Genomic DNA, 24,736 nt, shown 5'->3' with positions numbered 1-24,736 from the left:
TGCCAATCACTCATGAACGATGAGTTGAAACCACGTATCCAGAAAGCGACTGCGCTTCAGTCCATCCAGATAGACAAGAAGTTCCGGCCCAAGCTCGACTGGCTGGAGCGAGGTCAATTCTGAGGGGCTTGCTTCGGATGCCAGACCAGTCTTTTCCAGTATGTCCTGACCGCTTGGAGAAAGCAGGAGTGTGATGGCTTGCTCGGCAATGTTAGAGTGCTTGCTTCGGTCAGGAATGAGTGCTGTCCAGGGCAGGGCGACCACGTAATCCTGTGGCATGATCACGGCGAACTCTTTCGGATCGTAATGCCACTTGCTGATGTCCGACAGCGGAACGTTATAGGCCAGATCGATCCGGCCGGACGATAACGCCTGCAACAGGTCTTCACTATTTTCATAGATACGCGCTTGAGAAACACCGAAGGCGCGAACAATGCGCCAGAACAGTGGCGACCGTATAGAATCCTGCGCTGCCAGCGTATAGCTGACGTTGTCGATACCGATGTTTACAAGCCCCACGCGGCGCTGAAAACGTGAGAGGTTTTGTTCCAGCAAGCGTGCCAGTTCGATGCGCGTCGTAGGCAATTCATTGTCCAGAGCGCTGCGTCTGACAACGCTCACGGCAGGATCAAAACCAATGCTGAAAAGCTCATTTCGCCAGTGCGCCTGCGCTGGCAATCCAGTGTTACGAGCGATGGCGGTTCTTTGCTGCGCTCCACCCTCATTGGCGATGAGAACGGCAAGGTCGGGCGTAGAAAGAATGACGAGGTCAGCCGCACTTGCTTCATCTGCACCTGCGAGAAGCCGCGATGTCCATTCACCTGGTCTGATCTGTCGATAGACGATGTTCATGCCGGGTAATTGCTCGGCCAATCCGGTTGTCACAGGTTTGAGTGTTTCCGGGGCAATGTCGCCAACAATCCGGAATTCGGGCCGAGACGCTGGGTCATTCTGCGCGTGCGACTCGTGCCATGAGGACCCGATCAGCATCAGAAAGGCGTAAAGGTGTATGATCGCGCGCCTCATGGGTTTGACCCTTCGAGGGGTGCAGTTGGCAGAGTTACGACAACACTTGTTCCGCCACCCTGTCGATCTCGCAATTCGATATGTCCGCCAAGCGCTTCGGCGACCATCTTTGCAATCGATAATCCAAGGCCGGAGCCGGGTTTGGTTTGATCCGCGCGGACGAAGCGCTCAAAGGCACTCTCTTTAATTTCAGGCGGGAGGCCGGGGCCCCTGTCATGGACGGAGAGTTCGATCATGCCATTCTTCTCGTGCAGATCGATAACGATTGGACCGGGTGCATGGATAAGAGCGTTTTCGACGATGTTGCGGACCATCTCGCGAAGGCTGATTGTTTCGCCGTGTACATAAAGCGGGTTATCGGGAGCATTGAGGCTGATCGTCTCGTGCAAATCCTGATAGCTTCCTTCAGCGCGCAATCTGCGAATTGCTTCCTGAGCGACCTGACGCAGATCGAGAATTTCGAGGTTGCGCGACTGAATACTGTGCAGGGTTGTTGCTTCAGACAAAAGCTGATTGGCGAGCAAGCTGGCGCTGATGGAATTGGCGTGGATACGCGTCAGGATTTCCTGTTTCCGGCGTTCGTCGGTTTCTTCCAGAGACAACTCCGTCAAGGCGCGTAATGCTGTTAGTGGCGTGCGCATCTGATGAGCGGCATCGGCGGTGACAAGTTTTAACCCGGCAAGCACGGTATTCAGGCGATCCATGAAATCATTGAGTGCAGACACAAGCGCACTTACTTCTTTGGGGATGGGGCCTGAAACGGGACTTAAATCTGATGAAGATCGCTGACGAAGGTCAGATTCAACGGTACGTAGTGGTCGAAATGCAAGTCTGATTGCCAGCCAGATAAGGGCCAAGGCTAACAGCGCGACGCCAAAAGCAGGCAATATCGTGTTGAGGCTTAATTGCAGCGTAAGTTGCCGCCGTGCCTCACGGGTTTCGCCGACCAGAACATCAACCCAGCCGCCGCCTTTAGCGTCACTGTGATAACGAGCTACAGCGGCAATCCGTACCTTTTCGCCGCGATAGACACTATCACTCAGGCGAAGTCGGCTATTGCTACCATGTTCAATCTCTAGCCCCAGAATGGGCGAGCCGGTAAGCAGACTGCCATCGGGCGCGACGACGCGATAAAAAATGCGGTTGAGCCGCGATGTGCCAAGAATGGCAAAGGCGGAATGGGGGAGATCGACACTAAGCGCGCCATCCTGCAATGTAATTGTGTCGGCGATGGAAAGTGCTGCTGCCCCAAGCACACGATCAAAGGCTTCATCGGCAGCGCGGTGTGCATACCAGCGGCCCAGAAAAAATAGCAAAACAGTCACAGTGAGCAGAGTCATGCCGCCGCCGATGAGAATACGGCGCTGGATTGAATATTCTCTGTTTGCTGTTGCTTGGGCCATCATTGCTGGGTTGTCTTGGAACGCAGGAGATAACCAACCCCACGCTGTGTCACGATTTCCACGTCGCTGTTTTCCAGTTTCTTTCTGACGCGTGAGATCAGCAATTCGATAGCGTTGGGTGTTCCAGTGTCATCGTGGCCGAACAGCTTGAGCACAAGCATATCCTTAGGCACCGTGACGTTAACGCGAGTTGCAAGCATTTCTAAAACATCAAACTCACGCCGTCCGAAGTCGAGCGGCTGGTCACCTTCCATCACTGATCTTTGGGTCAAATTGATCGATAGTTTGCCAATTCGCAAAACCGGTTGCGCGACCCCCATGTGTCGCCTTGCGACCGCCCTGATCCGGGCAACGAGTTCTCTGAGATCAAAAGGTTTGACCAGATAATCATCGGCACCGAGTTCCAAAAGATCGATCTTGTCTGCAATCTGGTTGCGGGCAGTAATGACAAGGACGGGGCAGGACAGTGAACGTTCGCGCATACTGCGCAGGATCGCAAAACCATCGCGGCCAGGAAGGTTGATGTCGAGCACAACCAGATCAAATGAGCCGTTCACAGCCAACTCTTCGCCTTGTACGCCGTCATAGACAGTCGTGACGGCATAGCCTTCCTTCTCAAGCTTTGATGCAATAGCAAACGCAATATCGATTGTGTCTTCTACGAGAAGGATGCGCATGTTGTGTTCAATTTCAATGTTCTTGAGACGACAGGATTCTGACAGTTAGAATTGCTAGTATCTGAGGTAATACTGGATGAGGCTGTAGCGCTTGTAACATAGCAAGTGCGCAGGGGAGGAAAAAATGTTCTGGCGCGGTTTGGCATGTCGTATTGGCATAGCCTTGTTTGGCCTTCAACTATGCATCGCTCATGCGTATGCTGTTGATGCTGCTTGCGCCTATCGCGGTGCGCTGGACGAGCGTTATTGTGATGAGAACCGCGATCTTGTTGCTGATGCCCCCAAAGACTCTTCTCAATGGCGTGATCCGCAGACGCTTGTCTGGGCCTATTCGCCTATCGAAGACCCAGCAGTTTATGCCCGTCTTTTCAAGCCTTTCACGCAGCATCTGGAAGCCTGCCTCGGTCGGCAAATTGTTTATTATCCAATTCAGTCGAGCGCTGACGAAATTGAGGCAATGCGTTCGGGCCGACTGCATTTTGCGGGCTTCTCAACCGGCCCGACAACTGAAGCGGTTAATCGGGCGGGTGCGGTACCTTTCGCAGCCAAGGGCACAGGCGACCAGATGCGCGGCTACCGGTTGGTTGCGGTTGTGCGTGCCGATTCCCCCTATGAGACGCTCAGCGATCTTAAAGGAAAGCGCATTGCGCACGCCTCACTGTTCTCAAACTCAGGAAATGTTGCTCCACGTGCGCTCTTTCCCAAAGAAGGCCTGACACCGGGACAGGACTACGCGCCGATCATGTCTGGCGGACACGACAAGTCGATCCTTGGAGTGGTCGCCGGTGATTATGATATGGCCGCTGTCGCGTCAGATGTGCTGGAACGCATGATTGACCGTGGGTTGGTCAAACGTGAAGCATTGCGCGTGATCTACGAGAGCGATCTGTTTCCGACCTCTTCCTTTGCCTATGCCCATAATCTTGCGCCATCGCTTGTGACTGAGATGAAGCGTTGCTTTTTCAATTTCACATTCACCTCGGAAATGAAGGCAGAATTTCAGGGCGACGATCACTTCATTCCCATCGATTACGGCTCAGCATGGTCTGTTGTCCGTGAGGTAAGTGAAAAGGCAGGCGCGCCGCCCCCATAGTTTCGCTCAACAACGAGCGGAAGTTTTCGCATGGCATTCTTCATACGCCAGCTCCCGCAGCAAGCCAGAAAATCCTCCAGTCGAAATCCTCTTGGGTTCCGACAAGGGCAGCTTCGGCTCAAAGTGGATAAAATCATGAGTTATTACAAACAACTGACTTACAAATATAAGGTCTACAATGCAGATCCCACGACGTTGATTGGGGTTCTGCTTGCGGTCGCATTTGCTTATCTGATCGCAGCGCCCATCGTGTTGTTGTTGTCGGATGCGGTGTTGGTTCAGTTCGCTGATCGGGCTCGTTCCGGCCAGCAGATTGGTGAGCTGACCTTTTACTACTTCAATCGGGCATTCTTCTCGGCAATCTCCACGGATGTGTTCTGGCGGCCGCTTTGGAATACGGCAATCATAGCCCTTGGTTCGATTGTGTTTGCGCTTGTTACGGGCATTCCGCTGGCATGGCTTTTAAGCCGCACAAATTTGCCCGGCAAAAAGTGGTTCTCGACGGCATTGATCGTTCCTTACATGCTGCCATCGTGGACCTTCGCACTGGCTTGGCTGACCCTGTTTAAAAACCGCACCACCGGTGGTCAGCCAAGCTGGATGGAAGCTTTGGGCTTTTCGCCACCTGATTGGCTTGCCTATGGCATGTTGCCGATCACCCTCATTTTGGCGATGCACTACACGCCGTTCGTAATTCTGCTGTTTGGCAACGCGTTACGCCAGTTTGATTCCACGTTGGAAGATTCGGCTCGTGTCATGGGCGCAGGCAAATTATTGATCGCGCGCCGCATCATTCTGCCACTCATGCTGCCGTCGCTTGTTTCGGCTTCAACACTGATTTTCGCGAAGTGCCTCGGTGACTTCGGCGTCGCCTATATTCTGGGCGTGCCGATCGGCTTTGACGTGCTGGCAACGTCCCTGTTCCGTGCAATCTCGACCAGCCAGGCTGGCATGAGCGCAGTTCTCGCGGCAACCATTGTTGTCTTGGGCAGCATCTCGATCTTCCTCGATATGTATCTGCTCAAGGAAGCCCGTCGTTTCGTGACGATTGGCAATAAAGGTTCGATGAACCGTCAGACTGATCTTGGACGTTTCCGTGTGCCTGCATTCAGCTTTGCCATGCTGATGTTTGTTGTCAGCGCGTTTATTCCGCTAATGGCACTGCTGCTGACCACTGTCATGCGTGTTCCGGGCGTGTTTACGCTTGATAATTTCACGCTGGATTTCTGGATCGGAACCGATCTCAACACCACCGCGATGAGCAATGGCATTTTGCTGACGGGCGAGTTCTGGAAAGCAACCTGGAACACACTCTGGATTGTTGGCTCTGCCGCGATCGGTGCAGGCTTCCTTGGTCTGCTGGTTGGGTATGTCGTTGCGCGCACACCGGTTTCTCTGGTTGGAAGCTTCCTGCGACAGGTGACTTTCCTGCCCTATCTGGTGCCGGGCATTGCCTTTGCCGCAGCTTATCTCACGATGTTTGCAGTGCAGCGTGGTCCACTTCCGGCCCTTTACGGAACGCCGATCCTGCTGGTTCTCGCGATCCTTGCCGATCAGATGCCATTCGCATCGCGTGCGGGTATCTCGGCAATGATGCAGCTTGGCAAAGCCCCCGAAGAAGCGGCTCAGATCGCGGGTGCCGGTTTCTGGCGTCGCCTCGTTTCTATCGTGGCGCCAATCCAAAAAGGCTCTCTGGTTTCCGGAATTCTGCTGCCGTTCATCTCGGGAATCAAGGGCCTGAGCCTTGTTGTCGTGTTGGCTGTTCCGGGTACTGACGTTCTCACCACCTATGCATTGCGCCTTGTCGATTACAGCTACAGTCAGGCCGCAAATGCAGTTGTTTTGATGATCTGCGTCATTGCCTTTGGCGGCACGGTCATCGTTCAAAAACTCACCAACAGCAAATTGTCTGACGGATTGGGAGGCAAATAATGTCCAGCATTACTATTCACGATGTCAGAAAGAGTTACGGCAAAGCTGCCCGCGCCGCAGTTGAAAAACTTTCCCTCGAGATTCCAAAGTCGGAGTTTCTCTGCCTGCTCGGACCTTCGGGCTGCGGAAAGACGACAACGCTGCGCATGATCGCGGGGCTGGAATATCCAACTGAAGGCCAAATTCTGGTCGACGGCAAAAAGATCGTTTCGGTGGACGATGGTATCTATGTGCCGCCAGAAAAGCGCGGCATGGGGCTGGTGTTCCAGAACTATGCCCTCTGGCCGCACATGACTGTGGAGCAGAACGTCGAGTTCGGTTTGAAGCTGCATAAGGTCGCTAAGGCCGAACGTCAGCGTATTGTCGATGACGTCTTGCAGAAGCTTGGAATTGAGCGTTATCGCGACCGACTGCCTGCGCAAATGTCCGGTGGTCAGCAGCAGCGCGTGGCGCTCGCCCGTATGCTGGCGCTCAAGCCCGACATCATTTTGCTGGATGAGCCCCTCTCTAATCTAGATGCCAAACTGCGCCTCGAAATGCGTGCAGAGCTTAAGCGCATTCATCAGGAAATGGGCTCGACAGTTGTGTTTGTGACTCATGATCAGTGGGAGGCGATGACATTGGCTACCACCATTGCGGTGATGAGCGAAGGTGAGTTGCAGCAGCTTGGGACGCCTGATGACATTTATGAACGTCCGGCTAATCGCTTTGTAGCTGAGTTCATAGGCAACCTGCCAATCAACATCACAGAGCTGAACGAAAGCAACAATGGCGCACTGGCGACATGGGCTCGCGATTATCTGAAGGCTCAGAATTTTGCGGCAAGCGGTGTTGGATCTGTTGGCATTCGGCCCGAATCCGTGCGCCTGAGTGACAAGCCGATTGAACACGGATGCGTCGCCAAAGTGGTCGATATCGTCCCGACCGGCGGCAGCTGGATCGTCGAATTGTCGGTTCATGGCGAGCAGTATTTTGCCATCGCTTCAGATGCTCCCGCTCAAAAGGCTGGCGATGAAATCTGGTTCCACGTCGAACGCAGTCACGTCCATGTGTTCGACAAAGAAGGCAAGCGTATCAGCGGCTGATTAAAGCGTGGCAAACGCCGAAGCCGCTGCGTGATCTCAAATATTAATCATCAACGTTGGAGGAAATAATGACTTTAACCCTTCGCACTTATGCTGCTCTCTCTTTGAGTGCCGCACTTCTGGCGAGCACTGCAGTTTTTGCCGAGCCTGCTGCTGAGATCGGCATCAAGGATGCGGATTACTCGCTCGAAGCTCTGATCGAAGCCGCCAAGAAAGAGCCGGGCATCACTGTTGTGGATGCGACTGGCAAGATCGTGACCATGGCCGAGGCTTTCACCGCCAAATACGGTGTTAAGGCCACTGGCGTGAAGATGAACGGTCAGAACCAGGAGCAGGTCATTCTGCGTGAAGCGGCGGCGAACAATGTTCGTACAGACGTTTTCAACATGAGCAATCTGCCTTCGGTAACGTCGGAAATCATCGTTCAGGGTGCAGGTCTCAGCTGGCTTCCGGTCGATCTTAAGGATCAGATTCCTGCTCAATATCAGAATCCTGCGATCACCAGCCTAAACCCGTGGGTTTGGACATATAACTCGGACGTTCACGGTGATAAATGCCCGATCGACAATATCTGGGCGCTGACCACTGAGGAGTGGAAAGGCCGTATAGCAATTCCTGATCCACTTCTGCGCAACGAAACGATGTTCTGGTTCAATCAGATTGCCGAACATGACGACGAAGCCATGCGCAAGGCATATGAAGAGTTTTTCGGTGAGCCGCTGAAGACAGAAGAAGCCAGCGCGACCGCAGAATGGGTCAAGCGTTTCGCTAAAAACCGCCCGACTGTCACCCGCAGCGACACGGAAGTTGGTCCAATCATTGGTGCCAAGGGTCAGGAAAAGCCGTTCATGGGTTTCCTCAGCACCGCCATTTATCGTGATGCCAAGAAAAACGGTTACACGATGGGCATTTGTGCCGATATGAAGCCGTGGGTAGGTCAGTTGACGCCGCGTGTTGCCGTCATCGCATCGGGCACCAAAAGCCCGAATGCTGCAAAGCTCTTCGTTCATTACATGATGACAGAAGAGGGCATGGCACCACAGCTGGCAGACGGAAAGATTTCGTCGAACAAGAACGCGAAAATTCCTGAAGGGGAAGTTTCAGGCATCGTGAAGGTGATCGATAAGCTTTACGTTCCGCATTCTGAAACCTCCGAAAGTGACTATTCCAAACTTCAGGATTGGCAGGACTTCTGGACTATCAACTCACGCTGAGACTTGATTTAGCCAGACTGAATGGCAAGAGGGCGATCCACGCCCTCTTGCATCCACACTTCATGCAAACAAGGCCTTGTTTGCGGCTTATTCATCGTTAGAGTTAGTTTGGCCGACCGCATTTACCCATTTAGGTAACTGGCCGGCAAGAAGCAGCCATCCGGCTTTTAAGCGAAGGGTATCCCAATGAAGACGGCAGCATTTACTCTCACTGTATTTGCTTTCTGCGTGGTTTCGGCGCATGCATCGAGCCCCGCTGCTTGGGAAGCGCTTCATACTAAAGTTATCAGCTCATGCATGGCCAAGTCGGCGATGGTCAGCCCATTCGTTTCCGAGCCTGTCGATTTCGATGATAGTGTCGGCAAGGTTGCGTTGCTGTTGCGCGAGGGATCGACCCGTAATCGCAAGCAGCCCAAAGATACCACCATCATTTGTCTCTATGATAAGCGTTCTGGCAAAGTCGCAATCGAAGAAATTCAGTGGAAGAAAAACTGAACGTTTTCCGCTTGTTTGTCCTATTAAAAGATACGGCTAGAATTTTGAATTTATTCGCATTCCAGAGACGGTTGACGGAAGTTCGTCACGTACCAATCGTGACCTGATCTGCGTGTGTAGAAGGTATAGAAGCACTCGGTGTGCTCGATATATCCCGGAGTTTCAGTTCCTTTATAACGTTCGCCGCGCCGCGTTTCACGCACCTCACCATTAAACTCGCTTGCCACGGCCTGTGTCTTGGTTCGCCGCCATTGATAGGCCTGTTCGTTTGCGCTTAGCTTGTAAACATTATCGGGCGGACCATAGTCCAACATGACGCTGCTGATCGGCGTTCCAATATAAGATTTCATGACTTGTGACGCACAGGCTGTCAGCAAAATCGTCCCGCCCAGTGCGACTATTCCCGACAACGATGCAGGTAATAATCTGGATGCCATGTTTGTTCCTATTGATTGCTGTTTGTTACAGCAACCATATGGATCAACATTGCACGCACATTGCGCGTCGATGTTGCGACGGCTCCACAAAGTTGCTCGGAATGCCTATCGCAAGATGCTAGATAGTGGCCGCTGCCAATTGCAATGTAGTCGCAATGTTGAGTGGCTATTGGGGGACGAGGGCAAAAACTGGCCTCTGAGGGACAACCATTGCGTATCTTGCTTCTTGAAGATGAACCTGAAATGGCGCGTGCCCTGCTTGAGGCGTTGCGACGGCATGATGTTCTGGTTGACCATGTTGGGACCATTGCTGATGCCGATGCCCTGGCGCGCGATGGCAATTATGATGCGCTGGTTCTGGATCGTCGTCTTCCCGATGGAGAGGGGCTAAATCTGGTCGCCTCGCTTCGTCAAAGCAAGCTTTCTGTGCCTATTCTGGTCTTGACGGCACTCGGCAGCGTAGACCATCGCGTTGATGGCCTCGATGCCGGTGCTGACGACTATCTTGCCAAGCCTTTCGCGATTGAGGAATTGCTCGCGCGGTTGCGGGCGCTCCGGCGACGCGGCTCTTCGCTGTCTGATAAGTATCTGAGCTTTGGAAATCTGATAATCGATCCACGTAGCAATCAGGTCAGTGTGCACGACAGCATTATTGAGTTTCCACGCCGCGAATATCTCGCTTTGGAGGCCCTCATGCGACGACCGAACCGCATTGTGACGAGATCAAATCTCGTGGAGGCCGTTTACACGCTTGATGACGAGATAGAGTCAAATGCTCTCGACGCTCACATTTCTAGCATTCGCAAAAAGCTCGCTCAGGCCAACGCCACAGTTGAGATAAGAGCTGTACGAAACATAGGCTATCTCATCCGGTCGAAAGCATGAAGAAAGAACGTAGTCGGTCGTTACGATGGGCACTGATGAAGCGACTGTTTGTGTTGCAGGCGTTTCTTCTAGTGCTTTTTGTCGTTCTGCTTGTCGGGTGGATCTGGATTATCAATCCAGAGCTGGAAGACGCCAATGAAGAAGCTGTTCGTGTCGTTGCAGAAAGCGTGATGAAGGACGGCCAAGGGCGTGTTCAACTGCTGGAGACACCTGAACTTACCCAATTAAAACAGCAATATCCCGATCTTTGGTTCATTGTGCGGGACGATAAAGAGATTGTCTTGCAGTACGGCAGGATACCTTGGGCAGGCCTCGACACAGCTTTCCCATGGACGATTGACCGGGCGCGTGTGCAGACCGCGAATACGACGCGTGCGACTGTAGAAAACCGTAAGACCTCTGTCGGAAAATTACAGGTGATCGCTGCGACCGAGAAGGGATTCGACAATGAAGGGATCAGCATGCAGGTCGATTTGGCTAAATATCCAGACGGTGAAATTCACTGGACGAATGTGTTGCCCGGTTTGGGATTGATCGTCCTTATAGCCGTTGTGCCTATGCTCGTTCTGACAAGTATTGCGACACTGATTGTTACGCCGCGAGCTGTTGGCCGCTCTCTGCGGGGACTCATGCAAACGGTCAAACAGGCGCAGGGGATCAATTTTGAAAATCGATCAGCTCGCATTGATCGATCCAAAGTTCCACAAGAGATTATCCCGCTGGTGGATGCCTTCAATACCGCGCTCTCCAAACTGGATGAAGGATATAATCGCCGAAACCGGTTTCTGGCCGATGCTGCGCATGAATTAAGGACGCCGATTGCGATTGCTCGCACCCGAGCAGACCTGCTGGCCGATGACGATGTCAGCAAGCAATTGCGGTCTGATATTGATCGCCTCGCACGCGTGGCGCATCAGCTTCTGGAGATGCAGGCTATAGGTGTGGTTGAACTGCGTGCAGAACGCCAGGATCTGAATAACCTTGTTCAGCGGTTGGCTGCCGATCTTGCACCGCTGGCACTCGATGCTGGTTACGATTTTGATTTCGAACCAAGCAATGAAGAGGCCATTTTTACGGTCCAAACGTCGATCATCGAGATGGCTGTGGTCAATCTTATCCGCAATGCAATCGATCATGCTGGCGGTAAGGGCTTAATAATTATCAAGGTCAGTGCATCCGGAACTATTGACGTTTGTGATGAGGGTGCAGGCATTCCGCTGTCGGAGCGGGAGCATGTGTTTGAGCCGTTTCGCCGTATAAATACCCATTCATCGGGGGCAGGTCTTGGATTGAACTTGGTGCAAAAAGCAGCGGAAATTCACGGCGGAAAAGTTTTGTTTTTTGATCTGAAACCGGGCTTTTGCGTCCGCCTGCAAATTAGGTCCGTCGCTGAACGCACAGTGGCTAGCGTACGAGAATAAGGAAGCCAAGCGATATGGCTTGTAGATGTAATGCTTACTATTTAGTTAAAGAATCACCAGTAACTAGATCAAAATAATAAATAAATTCTCTGAAATAATTATTTATGCAATCTAGACGCAACTCTCGCGATGAGAATGGCAGCATCTTCTGAATTAGTCAGTGCATCGTGCTGGCCGGCTTGGAAGATCAACAGGAGCCAACTTCTGGTTCTTCAACGCGAACTGAAGCCTTGTAAGCGCCAGTCAATGGCGCGCAGGTTTCGTCTGGAGTTATACCATGTCTTTCATCGCAAAACCACTTGCGGCCGCGACCGTTTCTATCGCGCTTGCAACAACCGCATATGCTGCTGATCTCAGCAATAATTCATCGGGATCGTTCGATTACGAAACACCACCGGCATTCTCATGGAGTGGCGCATATATTGGCGCGCATGGGGGCTTCGCTTCTCCAAAGATCAACCCTTTCAATGGCGGAAAAGGTATGACCGGCGGTGTGCAGGCTGGTTATAATCTTCAGTTTGGTCCGGGGGTCATCGGTGCTGAGCTTGAAGGCTCGTATATGGGTAATGAAGCGCGCGTGCCACATGGTCGTTTGAAAGAACGCTTTCGTGCAGCAGCCAAAGCCAAGGCTGGTCTGTCGTTTGACCAATCGCTCATTTATGGCACAGCCGGTCTAACCATGACAAAGTTCAAGGATGATGACGACGTTACCGGTCCGAGCGGCTGGAAGCCGGGCTATCTTTTGGGTGGTGGTATCGAGCAGGGATTTGGTGGCGGTCTGTCGGCAAAGATCGAATATAATTATGTGACCACCAAGGATGTCTCGACGACGACATCATATGGCACGAGCAAAACCAATGTGCATGATCACGTCATCAAGGCAGGCGTAAACTACCGCTTCTGATGCGGCTATTGGAACGCCTGTAACAGGGAAGGCGCTCAAACAAGCTCTACAGCTTTGGCTTCGAAAGTGACAATCCCCCACCAGTCACCGACGGAACGATATTCATTTACAAAGACTTAGAATTTTCTGCTCTCAATAAAGAAATTCATGAGAGACGGCTGTCAGTTATAACCGTCAGGTGTTCATTTGCAGAAAGGCCGGAGGTGTATCCTCCGGCCTTAATACCTAGGCTTTTGTTTTGGCGACAGGATTATTCGCCCGGTGCCAGATGCGGAGCTTCAATCTTGGCACCTGCATGTTTCAATGGGCGTTCACCGCTCAACTTACGGATCAGCACATAGAATACCGGTGTCATGAAGATACCGAAGGCCGTCACGCCAATCATGCCTGCAAAGACCGCAATACCCATTGCCGAGCGCATTTCCGCACCCGCACCTGTCGAAATCACCAGCGGGACTACGCCCATGATGAAAGCAAGCGATGTCATCAGGATGGGACGCAGACGCAGCCGGCTTGCTTCGATGGCTGCATCAACGGCACTTCGTCCTGACATTTCCAGTTCGCGCGCGAACTCGACGATGAGGATTGCGTTTTTCGCAGACAGCCCCACAAGCACTATTAAGCCGATCTGGGTGAAGACGTTGTTATCGCCTCCTGTCAGCCAGACGCCCGTCAGTGCCGCCATAATACCCATTGGCACGATCATGATGATCGACAGCGGCAGAGCAAGGCTTTCATATTGCGCAGCCAGAACCAGATAGACCAGCAGCAGTGCAAGCGGGAATACCAGGAAACCGGAATTACCAGCGAGGATCTGTTGATAGGTCAGATCAGTCCACTCGAAGGCAATGCCAGCAGGCAAGGTTTCGGCGGCGATCCGTTCAATGGCAGCCTGTGCCTGGCCGGACGAGAATCCGGGTGCGGGATTGCCGTTGATATCGGCAGAAAGGAAGCCGTTATAGCGAATTGCCCGTTCCGCACCTACCGTCTGGTCAACTTTCAGAAGCGCTGATAGCGGGATCATTTCTCCTGATTGTGAGCGCACTTTCAGCTTACCTATATCCTCGGAATGACTGCGGTAATTTGCATCCGCCTGGATTCGTACGCTGTAGGTGCGTCCGAAGGCATTGAAGTCATTGACATAAAGGGAACCCAGATAGATCTGCAGGGTTTCAAAAACATCCGTGACAGCAACGCCAAGCTGACGCGCTTTCACACGATCAAGATCGGCATAAAGCTGTGGTACGTTGACCTGGTAGCTCGAATAAAGACCAGCCAGTTCCGGTGTTTGATAGGCCTTGGCAAGAAACGCCTTCGTCGCATCATCCAGCGCCCGGAAGCCAAGTCCATTACGGTCCTCGAGCTGAAGCTTGAAGCCGCCAGTCGTACCCAGTCCCTGAACCGGTGGCGGCGGGAACATGGCGATAAAGGCATCCTGAATGGCACCAAACTGCTGGTTAAGCTGCATGGTGATGGCATTGGCCGAAAGATCAGGTGTCTTGCGTTCCTCGAACGGCTTCAAGGTTACGAAAACAATACCGGAGTTCGACGAGTTGGTGAAACCATTGATCGACAGGCCGGGGAAGGCGATAGCATTCGCGACACCTGGCTGCTTGAGCGCAATGTCGGTCATGCGACGGATCACGTCTTCCGAGCGGTCGAGCGTTGCCGCATCGGGCAATTGCGCGAAGCCGATCAGATATTGCTTGTCCTGTGCTGGAACGAAGCCGCCAGGTACTGCGCGGAACAGAACGAAGGTAACCCCCAGCAAGACGACATAAAGCCCCATCACCAGCGACTTGCGCGAGAGAATGCTGCCAACGCCGCGACCATACGCGTTTGAACTTGCGCCAAAGGCTCGGTTAAAGCCACGGAAGAACCAGCCAAACAACTTGTCCATAATGCGGGTCAGACGGTCTTTCGGTGCATCATGGCCGCGCAGCAAAAGAGCTGCAAGAGCAGGCGAAAGCGTCAGTGAATTGAAGGCAGAGATCACTGTCGAGATCGCAATCGTCAGTGCAAACTGGCGATAGAACTGGCCGGTCAATCCGGTGATGAAGGCAAGCGGCACGAAGACTGCGACCAGCACCAGCGCGATTGCGATGATCGGACCCGACACTTCCTTCATGGCACGATAGGTGGCCTCTACCGGTGATAACCCTTGCTCGATGTTACGCTCGACGTTTTCCACCACCACAATGGCATCATCGACGACGATACCGATGGCAAGTACGAGACCGAAAAGGCTGAGTGCATTGATGGAGAAGCCAAATATATACATTACCGCAAACGTACCGACGATGGAGACGGGTACGGCAACCAGCGGAATGATCGAGGCACGCCATGTTTGCAGAAACAGGATAACCACGATCACGACGAGAACGATGGCTTCAAGCAGAGTGTGAACCACGGACTCAATAGAGGCCTTCACGAACTGCGTGGTGTCATAGACGATATCGAAATCGACGCCTTCAGGCATTGATTTCTTCAAGTCTGCCATGGCCGCATGAATGTTTTCAGAGATTTCCAAAGCATTGGAACCCGGTGCCTGAAAAACGCCCATACCCACTGCCGACTTATTGTCGAGAAGTGAGCGCAGCGAATAATCTGCAGCACCCATTTCAACGCGGGCAACATCACCAAGACGGGTGATTTCACCTTCACTACCCGATTTCACGACGATATTGGCGAAGTCTTCGGGGTTCTGGAGGCGGCCTTGTGCGTTGACGGAAAGCTGCATGTCGAGGCCCGGAACGGAAGGCGAAGCGCCGATGACGCCTGCTGCAGCCTGAACGTTTTGCTGACGCACAGCATTGGCGATATCGCCAGCTGAAAGTCCGCGCTCTGCTGCCTTTTGCGGGTCGATCCATACACGCATCGAATAATCGCCGCCGCCGAATATCTGCACCTGTCCGACGCCCGGGATACGAGCCAGACGGTCTTTGACTTTGAGGACGGCGTAATTGCGCAGATAGTTCACGTCATACTGGCCATTGGGCGAGATGAGGTGAACAACAAGCGTCAGGTCGGGCGAGCTTTTAGCTGTCGTGACACCAAGCGTACGCACTTCCGCAGGCAGGCGCGGTTCGGCCTGCGAAATACGGTTTTGCACAAGCTGTTGGGCCTGATCGGGATCGGTACCAAGCGCGAAAGTGACGGTCAATGTCATGACGCCGTCAGCCGTCGCCTGGCTCTGCATGTAGAGCATGCCTTCGACGCCGTTGATCTGTTCTTCGAGCGGTGTTGCCACCGTTTCGGAAATTACGGCGGGATTAGCGCCTGGATATTGCGCGCGTACCACGATCTGTGGTGGCACGACTTCCGGATATTCTGAGATCGGCAGACCCGTCATGCCGAGCAGGCCGCCGACGAAGATCAGGACCGACAGAACGCCAGCGAAGACCGGGCGGTCGACGAAAAAGCGTGAAAAGTTCATCTTTTTATCCCCCTTAAGCGGGAAAGCAAAAACTCTCCTGTCCCGCGAAAACATGTGTTCTCGCGAGTTGAATAGGCTGAGTTCGTTGCGTTTATGCGCAGGCTTTCAGCCTGCGCCGTTTCAATCAGTTCTTGGCGAGCGTTTCAGTCACTGGTTGCGGGGCGACGACGACACCGGGACGAATGCGCTGAAGGCCGTTGACGACGATGTTTTCGCCAGCTTTCAGCCCGCTCTCAACGATACGGAGCCCATCATAATTGCGGCCCAATACAACCTGTCGGTATTCAACCTTGTTGTCTGCGCCAACGACGAAGACAAACTTCTTGTCCTGATCGGATGAGATAGCGCGATCGCTGACTACGAGCTTCTGATCCGGGTCGGGTTCACCAAAGCGGATGCGGACGAACTGGCCCGGAATGAGCCTGCCATCCGGATTGTCTATGGCCGCGCGAACACGGATTGTGCCGGTGGTGGCATCGACTTCATTGTTGATAAGCTGGATATGGCCGGAAATTGGTGTGCCGTCATCTGCCGCAGTACCGATCTGAACCGGGATGCGTTCGATGGCACTGCCGCCGGGCGAAGTAGCCAGCTTGGCAAGTGCCTTGGTGACGACTTCCTCATTGGCGCTAAAGCTTGCATAGATTGGATCAACCGAAACAAGCGTTGTCAGAACCGGGGAGGCCGAACTTGCGGCAACGAGATTGCCTGCGGTGACATCCAGCCGTCCGACACGACCAGAGATCGGTGCGCGTACTTCGGTATATTGGAGGTCGAGTTCGGCAGAACGAAGTGCTGCCTTGGCTGAACGAAGGCTCGCTTGTGCCTCATCATAAGCGCTTGAACGCTGATCAAGACCACTCTGAGCGATTGTACGCGTTGTTACCAGCTGACGTCCACGTTCAAGCTCGGTTTTGGCCAGTGCTGTGCGCGCTTCTTCGGCAGAAACTTGCGCTTTGGCTTTATCAACGGCTGCTGCATATGGTTCTGGATCAATGGTGATCAGAAGATCGCCTTGCTTGACGAGGCTGCCTTCGCGGAAATTCGCTTTCTGAATCGCGCCGCCGACGCGTGGGCGAATTTCGACGCGTTCGATTGCTTCCAGACGACCGGAAAACTCTTCCCAGCTGTTGATCGAGCGGGATTCCGCCTGGGTAACCGAAACAGGAACAGCAGGCGGAGGAGCGGAAACGTCGGTAGCCGCGTCAGCATTAAGGTGCGGAGCGCCAAAGAAAATGGCACCGCCACCTGCTGCAGACAATAGGATACCGAGGCCGGCGCCCCATAGGGCCCGGCGGACAATGTTCGATGTCATGTTATATCTCCTAACCGGTGGGGGCCGGTTTCATTTTGAACCTCAGTCCGACGGTTGGGAGACCATACGAGCTGAGGCTAAGCTGCGATTTGCTTTGCGCCTGATTGCCGGAAAAAATCGGAAAACAGGTCAATTAGTTTGTGTTCCTGCGGCGACCACTCCGTACCCACCACTTTATTTTCAGGTATCCACCCGGCTTTTCCGGGCAGAATATGCGACTGAACCTTCACACCTGCCTGCCGCAGACGCTCGGCATAAGCCTGCGTTTCATCCCGCATCGGGCATTGGGCGCTGGACACGAGCAGAGTTGGCACTAGCCCCGCCAGACGCGTACAAAGTGCGGGAGCGGCATAAGGGTGCGTAAACCCTGCGCACTCGCCAAGATAATTCTGCCAGCCATCCGCCATCGACTGCACTGCACTTTCCGGACAATACTTGCGGAAAGACGCCGTAGCGAGGCAGGGGTCGAGCATCGGCGAAAGCAATATCTGACCCTTGAGCTCTGTCAGATTTTGATCTCGCGCCATAAGCGCCAAACCAGCTGCAATGTTGCCACCCGCCTCTTCACCGGCGACGAACAGCATCGACTTCTTGTGCGCAAACTCCGGGCAACGCGCGCGCATCGAAGTCATAATTGAATAGGCTATCTCAAGTGCCGCCGGGAACGGATTGAGACAGGCCGATGAATATTCCGGCGAAACGACCACTGCACCTGCCTCGGCAAGTGTTTCAGCAACGCGCTCGCAGGCACCAAGACAGCTGACCGAAAAAGCTCCACCGTGGAGATGCAGTACCACTGGCGGCGGCGAAAGCAATTTGGCACCGCGATAGATGCGTGCCGTGCAGGTGGTATCGCCAGCCTGCATTGTTCCAACCGTGAATTTCTCGCACATCTTTCTTGCTTTCGTTACTAGGGGGCTGTTTTCGACATTTGCATTGCTTAGATTTAGGTGTCGGCAAATGTTGGAATCAAACCACTAGCGGCAAACTGCCATGGTGAGATATTATCATTGTCTATTATCTGGAATAGTCCCCTCGAATTGGTTACACTATCCATAATCTCGAACAATGATGGCTATTTAAAATGGATCAACTCTCGGCCATGCGCGCGTTTCTCCGGGTCGTTGAAACCGGAAATTTCACACGCGCTTCCGCGTCTCTCAATGTGCCCAAGGCCACAATCAGTAATCTTATCCAAGGGTTGGAAGCCCATCTTCGTACAAAACTCCTCAATCGTACGACCCGCCGTGTTCTCGTAACACCGGATGGCGCACTTTACTATGAGCGGGCTGCACGATTGCTTTCCGATCTGGAGGAACTGGATGGCAGTCTTTCGAGCGCTCAAACCCTGCCGAAAGGGCGGTTGCGCGTGGAAATGGCGAGTGCCGTTGCAAATCTCATCATCATTCCGGCTCTGCTTGAGTTTCATCAGCGCTATCCGGATATCCAGATTGACCTTGGCGTATCAGATCGTCCTGTCGATTATGTGGCAGAAAACGTTGACTGCGCGATTCGTATTGGTGATCTGACAGATCAGTCTCTGATCGCGCGACGCATTGGCGACATGCATTTCATCGCCTGCGCCTCAGCTGAATATCTTGACCGTTGTTCGGCACCGCAACATCCATCAGATTTGAGCAGAGACTGTTATGTCGTGGGGTATTTCCGACCTTTGACTGGCCAACAGATGCCCTTTCATTTCAGGCGCGGCACTGAAGAGGTCGAGATCAGTGGCCGTTACATTGTAGCCGCCAATGAATCGACAACCTATCTCGCGGCAGCGCGGGCCGGGCTAGGTGTTGTGCAGGCTCCATTCTTCATGGTCCAGGACGACATCGAGAAAGGTACGTTGCGCCCGGTTTTGCAAGACTGGCAAATAGATCCCATGCCGATTCATCTTGTTTATCCACCAAATCGCCATCTTAGTAATCGTTTGCGCGTATTTGCCGATTGGGTGGTCAAGGTTGTGGCTCGCTCGCAAAATCTTGCACCAAGCGCAACCAATGGATCAGGCCGATAAATGTCTGAAGACTCAAGCAGGTTATTGATTGACTGCAGATATTGGTTCACTGCCGCGACATTTTCAGCGGCAGGGTCGCGAACCAGATTTTGAAGGGTATCATGTTCGGCGATGAGCGCCGGAAGCTTTTCATAGTGTGCCAATTGGCCCGTGAGCGCAGAAGATGCCAGACCTAAAGTATTTTCACTACGCTGATGCAATCCGTTCAGCGCGTTAAACATCGTGTGTTTTATGCCAAAAACAGCAATCAGGACCGATAGCAAAAAACCGAATATCTCCGATGTCTTCTCATTCTGCCTCTTCCCAGAATGGAATAGAAACATTACGTTTTAATCGCATAGTATTCAGCGCTCTAACGGTGAAAGCGCTAATATTTCTTTCTGGCGAAGATTAACGAAGAGGTTTTTTCATTATTAACGGGCCATTCGATTGAGGGGCCGTAAATCTCATCACAACGCGAACGGTTCTTGATTTAACAGAAGTCTTGCTTGCGCATTCCATCAATGCCTGTTGGGCACTAACAGCAAATTCCTCGCCGGCTTTGCGTACGGGCTGATAATCGACTGTCACAACGCGCAACAACTCACCGTCTGAGTTGTAGGTGACTTCAAATGTCGCTGATGCCCTCTGATAATCAACACCTTCAGGGAGTGTCCAACACTTGGTTGCCATTTCTGTCACTATTTCCGCATCCGTGGCAGCAAACGCGACGGCTGGGTTCAATGTGAGTGTGGCAATTCCAAGTAAGATCAAGTTTTTCATACGTCTCCCTTGCAGGCCAGTTTGGTTACTAACCTAGTATGAACAAGGTAGGTACGGACTGGACTGATTGCCAGCGTAATACACTGGATAGAGTGTGCGGTCGAGTTTAGAACAACCTGTGGACAATTTGTGCTTATCCTGTGGAGCGCTTTGTGGATAAGTCAGGCTGGAAACTCCGATTAAAGGGCTGTTTTGTTTGGGTTGTCTCTGATTTCAATTTAAGGAACGGATCGTTCGGTATGTGTTCTCGGCGGCTGCTGTGAACAGACGGCCACACTCTTCGTTAGTGTGGCAGAGAGCCCTTCGCAGACTTCAACCGTTGGCGAGAACGCGGGGTCGGTGCAATCATGCTCGTATCGTTTGTTGCAGCCTCGCTTGGTGACTTGCTGGTGACTTTCGGTAAAAGATTTGGGCTGCTGCCGTCGGTTGAACAGCGGCCAATTTTTCAAATAATTGCAAAGCCAAGTCGTTCAATAATATGTCCGAAACTCTGCTTCAATTATTGAATAATGCACGTCCCCGGCCAGTCTCTGCATGATCTGTTTGCGCAGCCAGCAATTGTAGTGGCAAACACGATTAAGCAAATCATCGTTGTTATTGCTTTCATCGCGATTATCCCCGAGTAATTCCCATGCTGTATCAACTTGGACTTTTTTCAAGAAATGAGCAAGCCGTCAATATGATGCGTTTGTTGAGAATGTCTACTCGCTCGGAACGGTTCCCCACTCACCTATATTCCCATTTTCTCTTTAATTAAATCCAGCACTGGTCTAGATTAAGTAGTCTTAAGCAGGAGGGAGGGGCATGCTTAGAGACATATATCAACTTGTTATTGTCGATTGCTTGGTTTCCGAACCATTTAGCGCTCAGTCATTGGCGCCGTATTTACCGCGAGTTGATGAGAAGAGAATAGCTGCATATCTCAGGTTAAATGCGTCAAAAAGTTCGCACAACCGGCATGCATTCTTCATTCGATACTATCGGGGATGGTATCGGTTAAATTATTTGAGGTTGGAGGATATTGAAGCTGCGGGCAAATAAACGGGATTTATTCCTCCGGGTCCGTTCCCGCATAACCGTTCGCCATTCCAGCAGCGACGATCTTAATAGCGTTCGCAACCTCTGTCTCATGCCAACCTGCTGCCTTGGCAACTTCGATCAGGTCACTAATGCCGGGCGTCGATTTTCCAGTTCTTCCAGCGTTCGTCATTCTCCTAATTGAGCAGCCATAAACGGTGCTGACCTCTCATAGTGGTGCCTGCACAGCCCACAGGAGAAGCGAACGACATTCGTGTGTCGCAAACTTCTCAAGATCGTTTTCATTTTATGATCGTTGGTTTCCAGCCACGCGCAAAGCCCATCGACATAGCAAGGCTGGCGTACTCGATTTCTTTGACGAGAAAGTCTCTGTCTTTCAAAAGCGATTCGATTGCGGCCCGTACATCGCCCTTGTGATAGGCTAGCACCAATTCAATTTCTTCGTCGTATTCATTCTCTTGCACAACTGCATTCATTGTTCTGCTCCGTTAAAAGCAGACACACACGCCACCACGCGTATCTGTGTTTATGTGAATGTTCTTATTTTGTTCGCATCAGCAAAAGAGTCAAGCATGTTGCGTTTCATGTTGCGTGGATTTGCCGGGGTTTTTTGTAACCAGTTGTAATTGCAGGGAATCTATTTGCAACAAGACGCGACATGAAATGCCGCATAAACAAATAGCTCTGCTGGATTAATGCATTGATTTTAAATGGAAAAAAGTTGGAGGCCTCACCCGGAATCGAACCGGGGTGCAAGGATTTGCAGTCCTCTGCGTAACCACTCCGCCATGAGGCCATCCGTAAGAGGTCAGTCAAATCAGTCAGCGCCCTCTTGAGCAGTTCCAATATTGATCCAGACACGCTTCGTCAAGCGGTTAGCCGTGATTGATTTATTTTTCTCCAAGGCTTTGTTGCGCGTTCCTGAGAAGTGGGTCAATCCTCTGGGTCACGGTCGGCGGGCGTTTGCGGGCGCGCAAGATTACCTTTTGAAAACGTGTAGCCGGTTTCGACTGCGTTACGGCCGAACTTGTTGCGTAGGCGATCAATAGCACCTTCTGCGACAGCGCGTTTTGTGGCCTGTGTGTCGACCAGATCCGGCGGGTCGGCGCGGTCGTCTGATGAAAGTTCACCCACACCAATGCCAAGCAGCCGAAACTTGGTTCCATCCAGTTCTTTTTCCAGAAGCTGAAGGCCAGTACGGAAAATACGATCCGCAAGCTGAGTAGGGTCAGCCAGTTGGCGATTGCGTGTCCGCAACTTGAAGTCTTGTGTTTTAAGCTTGAGCACGACCGTCCGTCCGGCAATGTCACCAATCTTCAGGCGCTGCGATACCTTCTCAGACAACGCGCGCAGGACAGGGACCAGATCGCTTGCTTGCGAGAGGTCTTTGTTGAATGTTGTTTCGGCTGAAACACTTTTCATATCATGTTCGGGTTCAACCTTGCGGCTATCTTGTCCGCGTGACAGCCTGAATAGCCGCTGACCCATTGTGCCATAGGCTTTCATCAGGGCACCTTCATCCATCGTCTGAAGTTGTCCGATTGTGCGAATGCCGTCGCTCTCGAGCTTGGTATTGAAGGATTTGCCTACACCCCAGATCATGCTGACCGGTTTGTTACGCAGAAAATCGAGCGCTTCGGCTTCGCCGATGACCGAAAATCCGCGCGGCTTTTCAAGGTCAGAGGCCACTTTGGCCAGATATTTGCAATAGGATAAACCAACCGAAATAGTGATGCCAATTTCTTCTTCGACACGTTTGGCAAAGCGCGCCAGCACAATCGCGGCCGGTGCACGATGCAGTCGCTCCGTACCTCCCAGATCGAGGAATGCCTCATCAATGGAAATGGGTTCGACGAGTGGAGTAAGATCGCGCATCAGTTGTCGAACTTCACGCCCTACGTGCGCATATTTCTCCATATTCGGTTTAACGACAACCGCTTCGGGGCAAGCTTCCAGCGCTTTGAACATTGGCATGGCAGACCGAACACCATGAATGCGCGCAATATAGCAAGCGGTCGAAACTACGCCACGCTTGCCACCACCAATGATAAGCGGTTTGTCGCGAAGCTCCGGATTATCCCTCTTTTCTACCGATGCATAAAAGGCGTCGCAATCGACATGGGCGAGCGACAGCTTGTAAAGCTCTGCATGGCGAACCAGACGTGGGCTGCCACAGGCGCGGCAGCGTCGCGTGGTTTCGAGTTTTTGCAGCGATAAACAATCGCGGCAGAAACCTTGTTCTGAACTATTTTCTGCGAATTGATCGGCCATAGCTGCGTGCGGTTTGATGAACATAAAAGGAACATCGTTTTATAGCACTAAAGCTTGGCAATGCCATCGTCACACTGATGTCCTGTCAGCTGTGCACTTGACATTGGCAAGGATATCACCAAGTTTAGCACTATGAACAACCGTTTTGCTTCCATACTCCATCGGGTTCAACCGATCACGGGATAGCAACCCTCGAGTCCTGCTCAGCGCAGAGGATTCCGGGGGACGGTTTGCCGCTTGCCTTCAAGCGGAATTACTAAAAGCGCTTTCTTCCAAAATTCAATCAGTTACTCCGGACCGGAATCGTTACGGAGAACAATTATCATTAGACAGCAGTGAGCTATCGTCATGAGCGTAAAGAATCGCAAGAAGCCTAAGATCGTCGTCAGCGACATCGATCACGAACGCCTGACAATTCTGGCCGGTAACGTCTCCGAAAAGCTGGAGGAAGTGGCCGAGGAATTGTTGCAGGAACTCGACCGCGCCAAGGTGGTGCCGCAGAAGAAACTGCCAGCGGATGTCGTTCATATGGGCTCGACTGTCGAGTTTCGCTCCAATGACGGACACGAGCGTAAGGTAACGCTGGTTTATCCGGGCGAGGCGGATATTGCTCAGGGCAAGATTTCTATTCTGACGCCAATCGGCACGGCACTTATCGGCCTGACGCCAGGCCAATCCATGTCATGGATTGCACGCGACGGCAAAGCTCACGAGTTGAGCGTTTTGAGTGTGTCTGCTGCAGAAGTCGCAGGCGCAGAGTAAATTTTGGTAACGGCAAAAAAGCGCCTCGAAAGGGCGCTTTTTGTATTGGGGAGCTGTTGAGGCGGTCCAGCATTCGCTGTACAGTTCTAAAGATGCTGATTTAACCCACCAGGCAACAGTGAAGCGGCCCTTTCGATGCTCGCTGGATCGCGCCCGGTTTCCTCGCAAAAGCGCAGCAGGGTTGGTTCGTGGCTGAGATAAAATTGCAGGACGCCCGCCAGAAAACCCGGTTCTTGAGCCGCAGATCGAATTGATGAGACCTCGATCCCAGTGAGTGCGAGAAAGCGCGGCATCAGGTCCTTGTCCTGAGCCAGCCATACAAGCGCTTCGACTGCAAGGTTTTCTGCATCCGCTTGGCTCATGTGACTTTTCATCTGCTTCTCCGCTTTAAATCATTGTTTTGGCATTTGAGGTTCCGGAAAGGCCGTTTCCTGTTCTTCCGGGATATATCTTACAATAGCCGCGCGACAATGCGAGATTTGGCGAATATTTGCCATTCGTCAATGAAATGCGCTTAAACTATATAGGATCCATATCGGTGTGATGGGCAGAACAAACCT

General features: G+C 52.4%; 22 protein-coding genes and 1 tRNA gene. 10 read left to right on the top strand and 13 right to left on the bottom strand.

Going from position 1 to position 24,736, the window contains the following annotated elements; genetic code table 11:
- Positions 1 to 6: 6 nt before the first annotated feature.
- From OIV19_RS16850 to OIV19_RS16840, 3 genes are read right to left on the bottom strand one after another with little or no spacing between them, the layout of a single operon-like run.
- Positions 7 to 1,026, bottom strand: a complete 1,020-nt coding sequence (locus OIV19_RS16850) for a substrate-binding domain-containing protein (protein ID WP_264232343.1) — start codon at positions 1,024 to 1,026, stop codon at positions 7 to 9.
- Positions 1,023 to 2,432: a sensor histidine kinase N-terminal domain-containing protein gene (locus tag OIV19_RS16845; RefSeq protein ID WP_235901795.1), complete on the bottom strand. Its 1,410-nt coding sequence runs from the start codon at positions 2,430 to 2,432 to the stop codon at positions 1,023 to 1,025. Before OIV19_RS16845 ends, OIV19_RS16850 begins: the two co-directional genes overlap by 4 nt.
- Positions 2,429 to 3,106 carry a response regulator transcription factor gene (locus OIV19_RS16840; protein ID WP_264232342.1) on the bottom strand — a complete coding sequence of 226 codons (678 nt, stop codon included), beginning with the start codon at positions 3,104 to 3,106 and terminating at the stop codon, positions 2,429 to 2,431. The genes OIV19_RS16845 and OIV19_RS16840 overlap by 4 nt, the downstream gene beginning before the upstream one ends.
- A gap of 124 nt (positions 3,107 to 3,230) precedes the next feature.
- On the opposite strand from OIV19_RS16840, the gene phnD reads away from it, so the two are divergent.
- From phnD to OIV19_RS16815, 5 genes are all read left to right on the top strand, one after another.
- Positions 3,231 to 4,199: a phosphate/phosphite/phosphonate ABC transporter substrate-binding protein gene (phnD, locus tag OIV19_RS16835; protein WP_264232341.1), complete on the top strand. Its 969-nt coding sequence runs from the start codon at positions 3,231 to 3,233 to the stop codon at positions 4,197 to 4,199.
- Between the two features lie 135 nt (positions 4,200 to 4,334).
- Entirely contained in the window at positions 4,335 to 6,131 is a 1,797-nt protein-coding gene (locus OIV19_RS16830; protein WP_264232340.1) for an ABC transporter permease, read from the top strand.
- The gene (locus OIV19_RS16825; RefSeq protein ID WP_264232339.1) at positions 6,131 to 7,216 is read left to right on the top strand and encodes an ABC transporter ATP-binding protein; all 1,086 of its coding nucleotides are present in this window, start codon (positions 6,131 to 6,133) and stop codon (positions 7,214 to 7,216) included. The genes OIV19_RS16830 and OIV19_RS16825 overlap by 1 nt, the downstream gene beginning before the upstream one ends.
- A 68-nt stretch (positions 7,217 to 7,284) precedes the next feature.
- Entirely contained in the window at positions 7,285 to 8,430 is a 1,146-nt protein-coding gene (locus tag OIV19_RS16820; protein WP_264232338.1) for an ABC transporter substrate-binding protein, read from the top strand.
- Between the two features lie 186 nt (positions 8,431 to 8,616).
- Positions 8,617 to 8,925, top strand: a complete 309-nt coding sequence (locus OIV19_RS16815; RefSeq protein WP_264232337.1) for a hypothetical protein — start codon at positions 8,617 to 8,619, stop codon at positions 8,923 to 8,925.
- Positions 8,926 to 8,975: 50 nt separating this feature from the next.
- Here OIV19_RS16815 and OIV19_RS16810 read toward each other — a convergent pair whose 3' ends face one another.
- Positions 8,976 to 9,362 (bottom strand): hypothetical protein, encoded by a 387-nt coding sequence (locus tag OIV19_RS16810; protein ID WP_264232336.1) that lies wholly within the window; start codon positions 9,360 to 9,362, stop codon positions 8,976 to 8,978.
- 210 nt (positions 9,363 to 9,572) lie between these two features.
- Between OIV19_RS16810 and OIV19_RS16805 the strand changes: the two genes are divergently transcribed.
- From OIV19_RS16805 to OIV19_RS16795, 3 genes are all read left to right on the top strand, one after another.
- Complete coding sequence (locus OIV19_RS16805) at positions 9,573 to 10,247, top strand: response regulator transcription factor (protein WP_264232335.1); 675 nt, start codon at positions 9,573 to 9,575, stop codon at positions 10,245 to 10,247.
- Complete coding sequence (locus tag OIV19_RS16800; RefSeq protein ID WP_264232334.1) at positions 10,244 to 11,668, top strand: sensor histidine kinase; 1,425 nt, start codon at positions 10,244 to 10,246, stop codon at positions 11,666 to 11,668. Before OIV19_RS16805 ends, OIV19_RS16800 begins: the two co-directional genes overlap by 4 nt.
- Before the next feature lie 277 nt (positions 11,669 to 11,945).
- Positions 11,946 to 12,572, top strand: a complete 627-nt coding sequence (locus tag OIV19_RS16795) for an outer membrane beta-barrel protein (RefSeq protein WP_264232333.1) — start codon at positions 11,946 to 11,948, stop codon at positions 12,570 to 12,572.
- Between the two features lie 250 nt (positions 12,573 to 12,822).
- Here OIV19_RS16795 and OIV19_RS16790 read toward each other — a convergent pair whose 3' ends face one another.
- The 3 genes from OIV19_RS16790 to OIV19_RS16780 all read right to left on the bottom strand — a co-directional run bounded on the left by OIV19_RS16790 (position 12,823) and on the right by OIV19_RS16780 (position 18,216).
- The gene (locus OIV19_RS16790) at positions 12,823 to 16,008 is read right to left on the bottom strand and encodes an efflux RND transporter permease subunit (protein ID WP_151092767.1); all 3,186 of its coding nucleotides are present in this window, start codon (positions 16,006 to 16,008) and stop codon (positions 12,823 to 12,825) included.
- A gap of 124 nt (positions 16,009 to 16,132) precedes the next feature.
- Positions 16,133 to 17,323 carry an efflux RND transporter periplasmic adaptor subunit gene (locus OIV19_RS16785; RefSeq protein ID WP_264232332.1) on the bottom strand — a complete coding sequence of 397 codons (1,191 nt, stop codon included), beginning with the start codon at positions 17,321 to 17,323 and terminating at the stop codon, positions 16,133 to 16,135.
- A 77-nt stretch (positions 17,324 to 17,400) separates the two neighbouring features.
- A complete protein-coding gene (locus OIV19_RS16780) occupies positions 17,401 to 18,216 on the bottom strand; it encodes an alpha/beta hydrolase (RefSeq protein ID WP_151092771.1) in 816 nt (271 codons plus the stop codon).
- Between the two features lie 191 nt (positions 18,217 to 18,407).
- Here OIV19_RS16780 and OIV19_RS16775 point away from each other — a divergent pair, with 191 nt between their 5' ends.
- Positions 18,408 to 19,343, top strand: a complete 936-nt coding sequence (locus tag OIV19_RS16775) for a LysR family transcriptional regulator (protein WP_151092773.1) — start codon at positions 18,408 to 18,410, stop codon at positions 19,341 to 19,343.
- A 390-nt stretch (positions 19,344 to 19,733) separates the two neighbouring features.
- Here OIV19_RS16775 and OIV19_RS16770 read toward each other — a convergent pair whose 3' ends face one another.
- The 5 genes from OIV19_RS16770 to OIV19_RS16750 form a co-directional block, all read right to left on the bottom strand.
- Positions 19,734 to 20,105 carry a hypothetical protein gene (locus OIV19_RS16770; RefSeq protein ID WP_191793118.1) on the bottom strand — a complete coding sequence of 124 codons (372 nt, stop codon included), beginning with the start codon at positions 20,103 to 20,105 and terminating at the stop codon, positions 19,734 to 19,736.
- 1,048 nt (positions 20,106 to 21,153) lie between these two features.
- A complete protein-coding gene (locus OIV19_RS16765; protein WP_191907267.1) occupies positions 21,154 to 21,315 on the bottom strand; it encodes a hypothetical protein in 162 nt (53 codons plus the stop codon).
- A gap of 109 nt (positions 21,316 to 21,424) precedes the next feature.
- Positions 21,425 to 21,619 carry a CUE domain-containing protein gene (locus OIV19_RS16760; RefSeq protein WP_151092777.1) on the bottom strand — a complete coding sequence of 65 codons (195 nt, stop codon included), beginning with the start codon at positions 21,617 to 21,619 and terminating at the stop codon, positions 21,425 to 21,427.
- Between the two features lie 246 nt (positions 21,620 to 21,865).
- A tRNA-Cys gene (locus OIV19_RS16755) sits at positions 21,866 to 21,939 on the bottom strand.
- Between the two features lie 137 nt (positions 21,940 to 22,076).
- Positions 22,077 to 23,414, bottom strand: coding sequence for a DNA polymerase IV (locus tag OIV19_RS16750; RefSeq protein WP_151092779.1), 1,338 nt, complete (start codon positions 23,412 to 23,414; stop codon positions 22,077 to 22,079).
- Between the two features lie 348 nt (positions 23,415 to 23,762).
- On the opposite strand from OIV19_RS16750, the gene rnk reads away from it, so the two are divergent.
- Entirely contained in the window at positions 23,763 to 24,176 is a 414-nt protein-coding gene (gene rnk / locus OIV19_RS16745; protein ID WP_095444151.1) for a nucleoside diphosphate kinase regulator, read from the top strand.
- An 86-nt stretch (positions 24,177 to 24,262) separates the two neighbouring features.
- On the opposite strand, the gene OIV19_RS16740 is transcribed toward rnk, so the two are convergent.
- On the bottom strand, positions 24,263 to 24,550 hold the full coding sequence (locus OIV19_RS16740; RefSeq protein WP_191793120.1) for a DUF3572 domain-containing protein: 288 nt from the start codon (positions 24,548 to 24,550) through the stop codon (positions 24,263 to 24,265).
- Positions 24,551 to 24,736 lie beyond the last annotated feature (186 nt).

This window comes from Brucella sp. HL-2 (assembly GCF_025846885.2).
GTDB classification, from domain to species: Bacteria; Pseudomonadota; Alphaproteobacteria; order Rhizobiales; family Rhizobiaceae; genus Brucella; species Brucella quorumnocens.
This window is presented reverse-complemented; position numbering and strand designations above follow the sequence as displayed.

What these genes read in the sequence shown, in the direction of transcription:
- OIV19_RS16740 (WP_191793120.1), bottom strand. Translation starts at nt 24,550, where the DNA reads ATGAAAAGTCACATGAGCCAAGCGGATGCAGAAAACCTTGCAGTCGAA.
- OIV19_RS16845 (WP_235901795.1), bottom strand. Translation starts at nt 2,432, where the DNA reads ATGATGGCCCAAGCAACAGCAAACAGAGAATATTCAATCCAGCGCCGT.
- OIV19_RS16790 (WP_151092767.1), bottom strand. Translation starts at nt 16,008, where the DNA reads ATGAACTTTTCACGCTTTTTCGTCGACCGCCCGGTCTTCGCTGGCGTT.
- OIV19_RS16760 (WP_151092777.1), bottom strand. Translation starts at nt 21,619, where the DNA reads ATGAATGCAGTTGTGCAAGAGAATGAATACGACGAAGAAATTGAATTG.
- OIV19_RS16800 (WP_264232334.1), top strand. Translation starts at nt 10,244, where the DNA reads ATGAAGAAAGAACGTAGTCGGTCGTTACGATGGGCACTGATGAAGCGA.
- OIV19_RS16795 (WP_264232333.1), top strand. Translation starts at nt 11,946, where the DNA reads ATGTCTTTCATCGCAAAACCACTTGCGGCCGCGACCGTTTCTATCGCG.
- OIV19_RS16750 (WP_151092779.1), bottom strand. Translation starts at nt 23,414, where the DNA reads ATGGCCGATCAATTCGCAGAAAATAGTTCAGAACAAGGTTTCTGCCGC.
- OIV19_RS16780 (WP_151092771.1), bottom strand. Translation starts at nt 18,216, where the DNA reads ATGTGCGAGAAATTCACGGTTGGAACAATGCAGGCTGGCGATACCACC.
- OIV19_RS16765 (WP_191907267.1), bottom strand. Translation starts at nt 21,315, where the DNA reads ATGACGAACGCTGGAAGAACTGGAAAATCGACGCCCGGCATTAGTGAC.
- OIV19_RS16770 (WP_191793118.1), bottom strand. Translation starts at nt 20,105, where the DNA reads ATGAAAAACTTGATCTTACTTGGAATTGCCACACTCACATTGAACCCA.
- phnD (WP_264232341.1), top strand. Translation starts at nt 3,231, where the DNA reads ATGTTCTGGCGCGGTTTGGCATGTCGTATTGGCATAGCCTTGTTTGGC.
- OIV19_RS16840 (WP_264232342.1), bottom strand. Translation starts at nt 3,106, where the DNA reads ATGCGCATCCTTCTCGTAGAAGACACAATCGATATTGCGTTTGCTATT.
- OIV19_RS16775 (WP_151092773.1), top strand. Translation starts at nt 18,408, where the DNA reads ATGGATCAACTCTCGGCCATGCGCGCGTTTCTCCGGGTCGTTGAAACC.
- OIV19_RS16850 (WP_264232343.1), bottom strand. Translation starts at nt 1,026, where the DNA reads ATGAGGCGCGCGATCATACACCTTTACGCCTTTCTGATGCTGATCGGG.
- rnk (WP_095444151.1), top strand. Translation starts at nt 23,763, where the DNA reads ATGAGCGTAAAGAATCGCAAGAAGCCTAAGATCGTCGTCAGCGACATC.
- OIV19_RS16830 (WP_264232340.1), top strand. Translation starts at nt 4,335, where the DNA reads ATGAGTTATTACAAACAACTGACTTACAAATATAAGGTCTACAATGCA.
- OIV19_RS16785 (WP_264232332.1), bottom strand. Translation starts at nt 17,323, where the DNA reads ATGACATCGAACATTGTCCGCCGGGCCCTATGGGGCGCCGGCCTCGGT.
- OIV19_RS16810 (WP_264232336.1), bottom strand. Translation starts at nt 9,362, where the DNA reads ATGGCATCCAGATTATTACCTGCATCGTTGTCGGGAATAGTCGCACTG.
- OIV19_RS16825 (WP_264232339.1), top strand. Translation starts at nt 6,131, where the DNA reads ATGTCCAGCATTACTATTCACGATGTCAGAAAGAGTTACGGCAAAGCT.
- OIV19_RS16815 (WP_264232337.1), top strand. Translation starts at nt 8,617, where the DNA reads ATGAAGACGGCAGCATTTACTCTCACTGTATTTGCTTTCTGCGTGGTT.
- OIV19_RS16820 (WP_264232338.1), top strand. Translation starts at nt 7,285, where the DNA reads ATGACTTTAACCCTTCGCACTTATGCTGCTCTCTCTTTGAGTGCCGCA.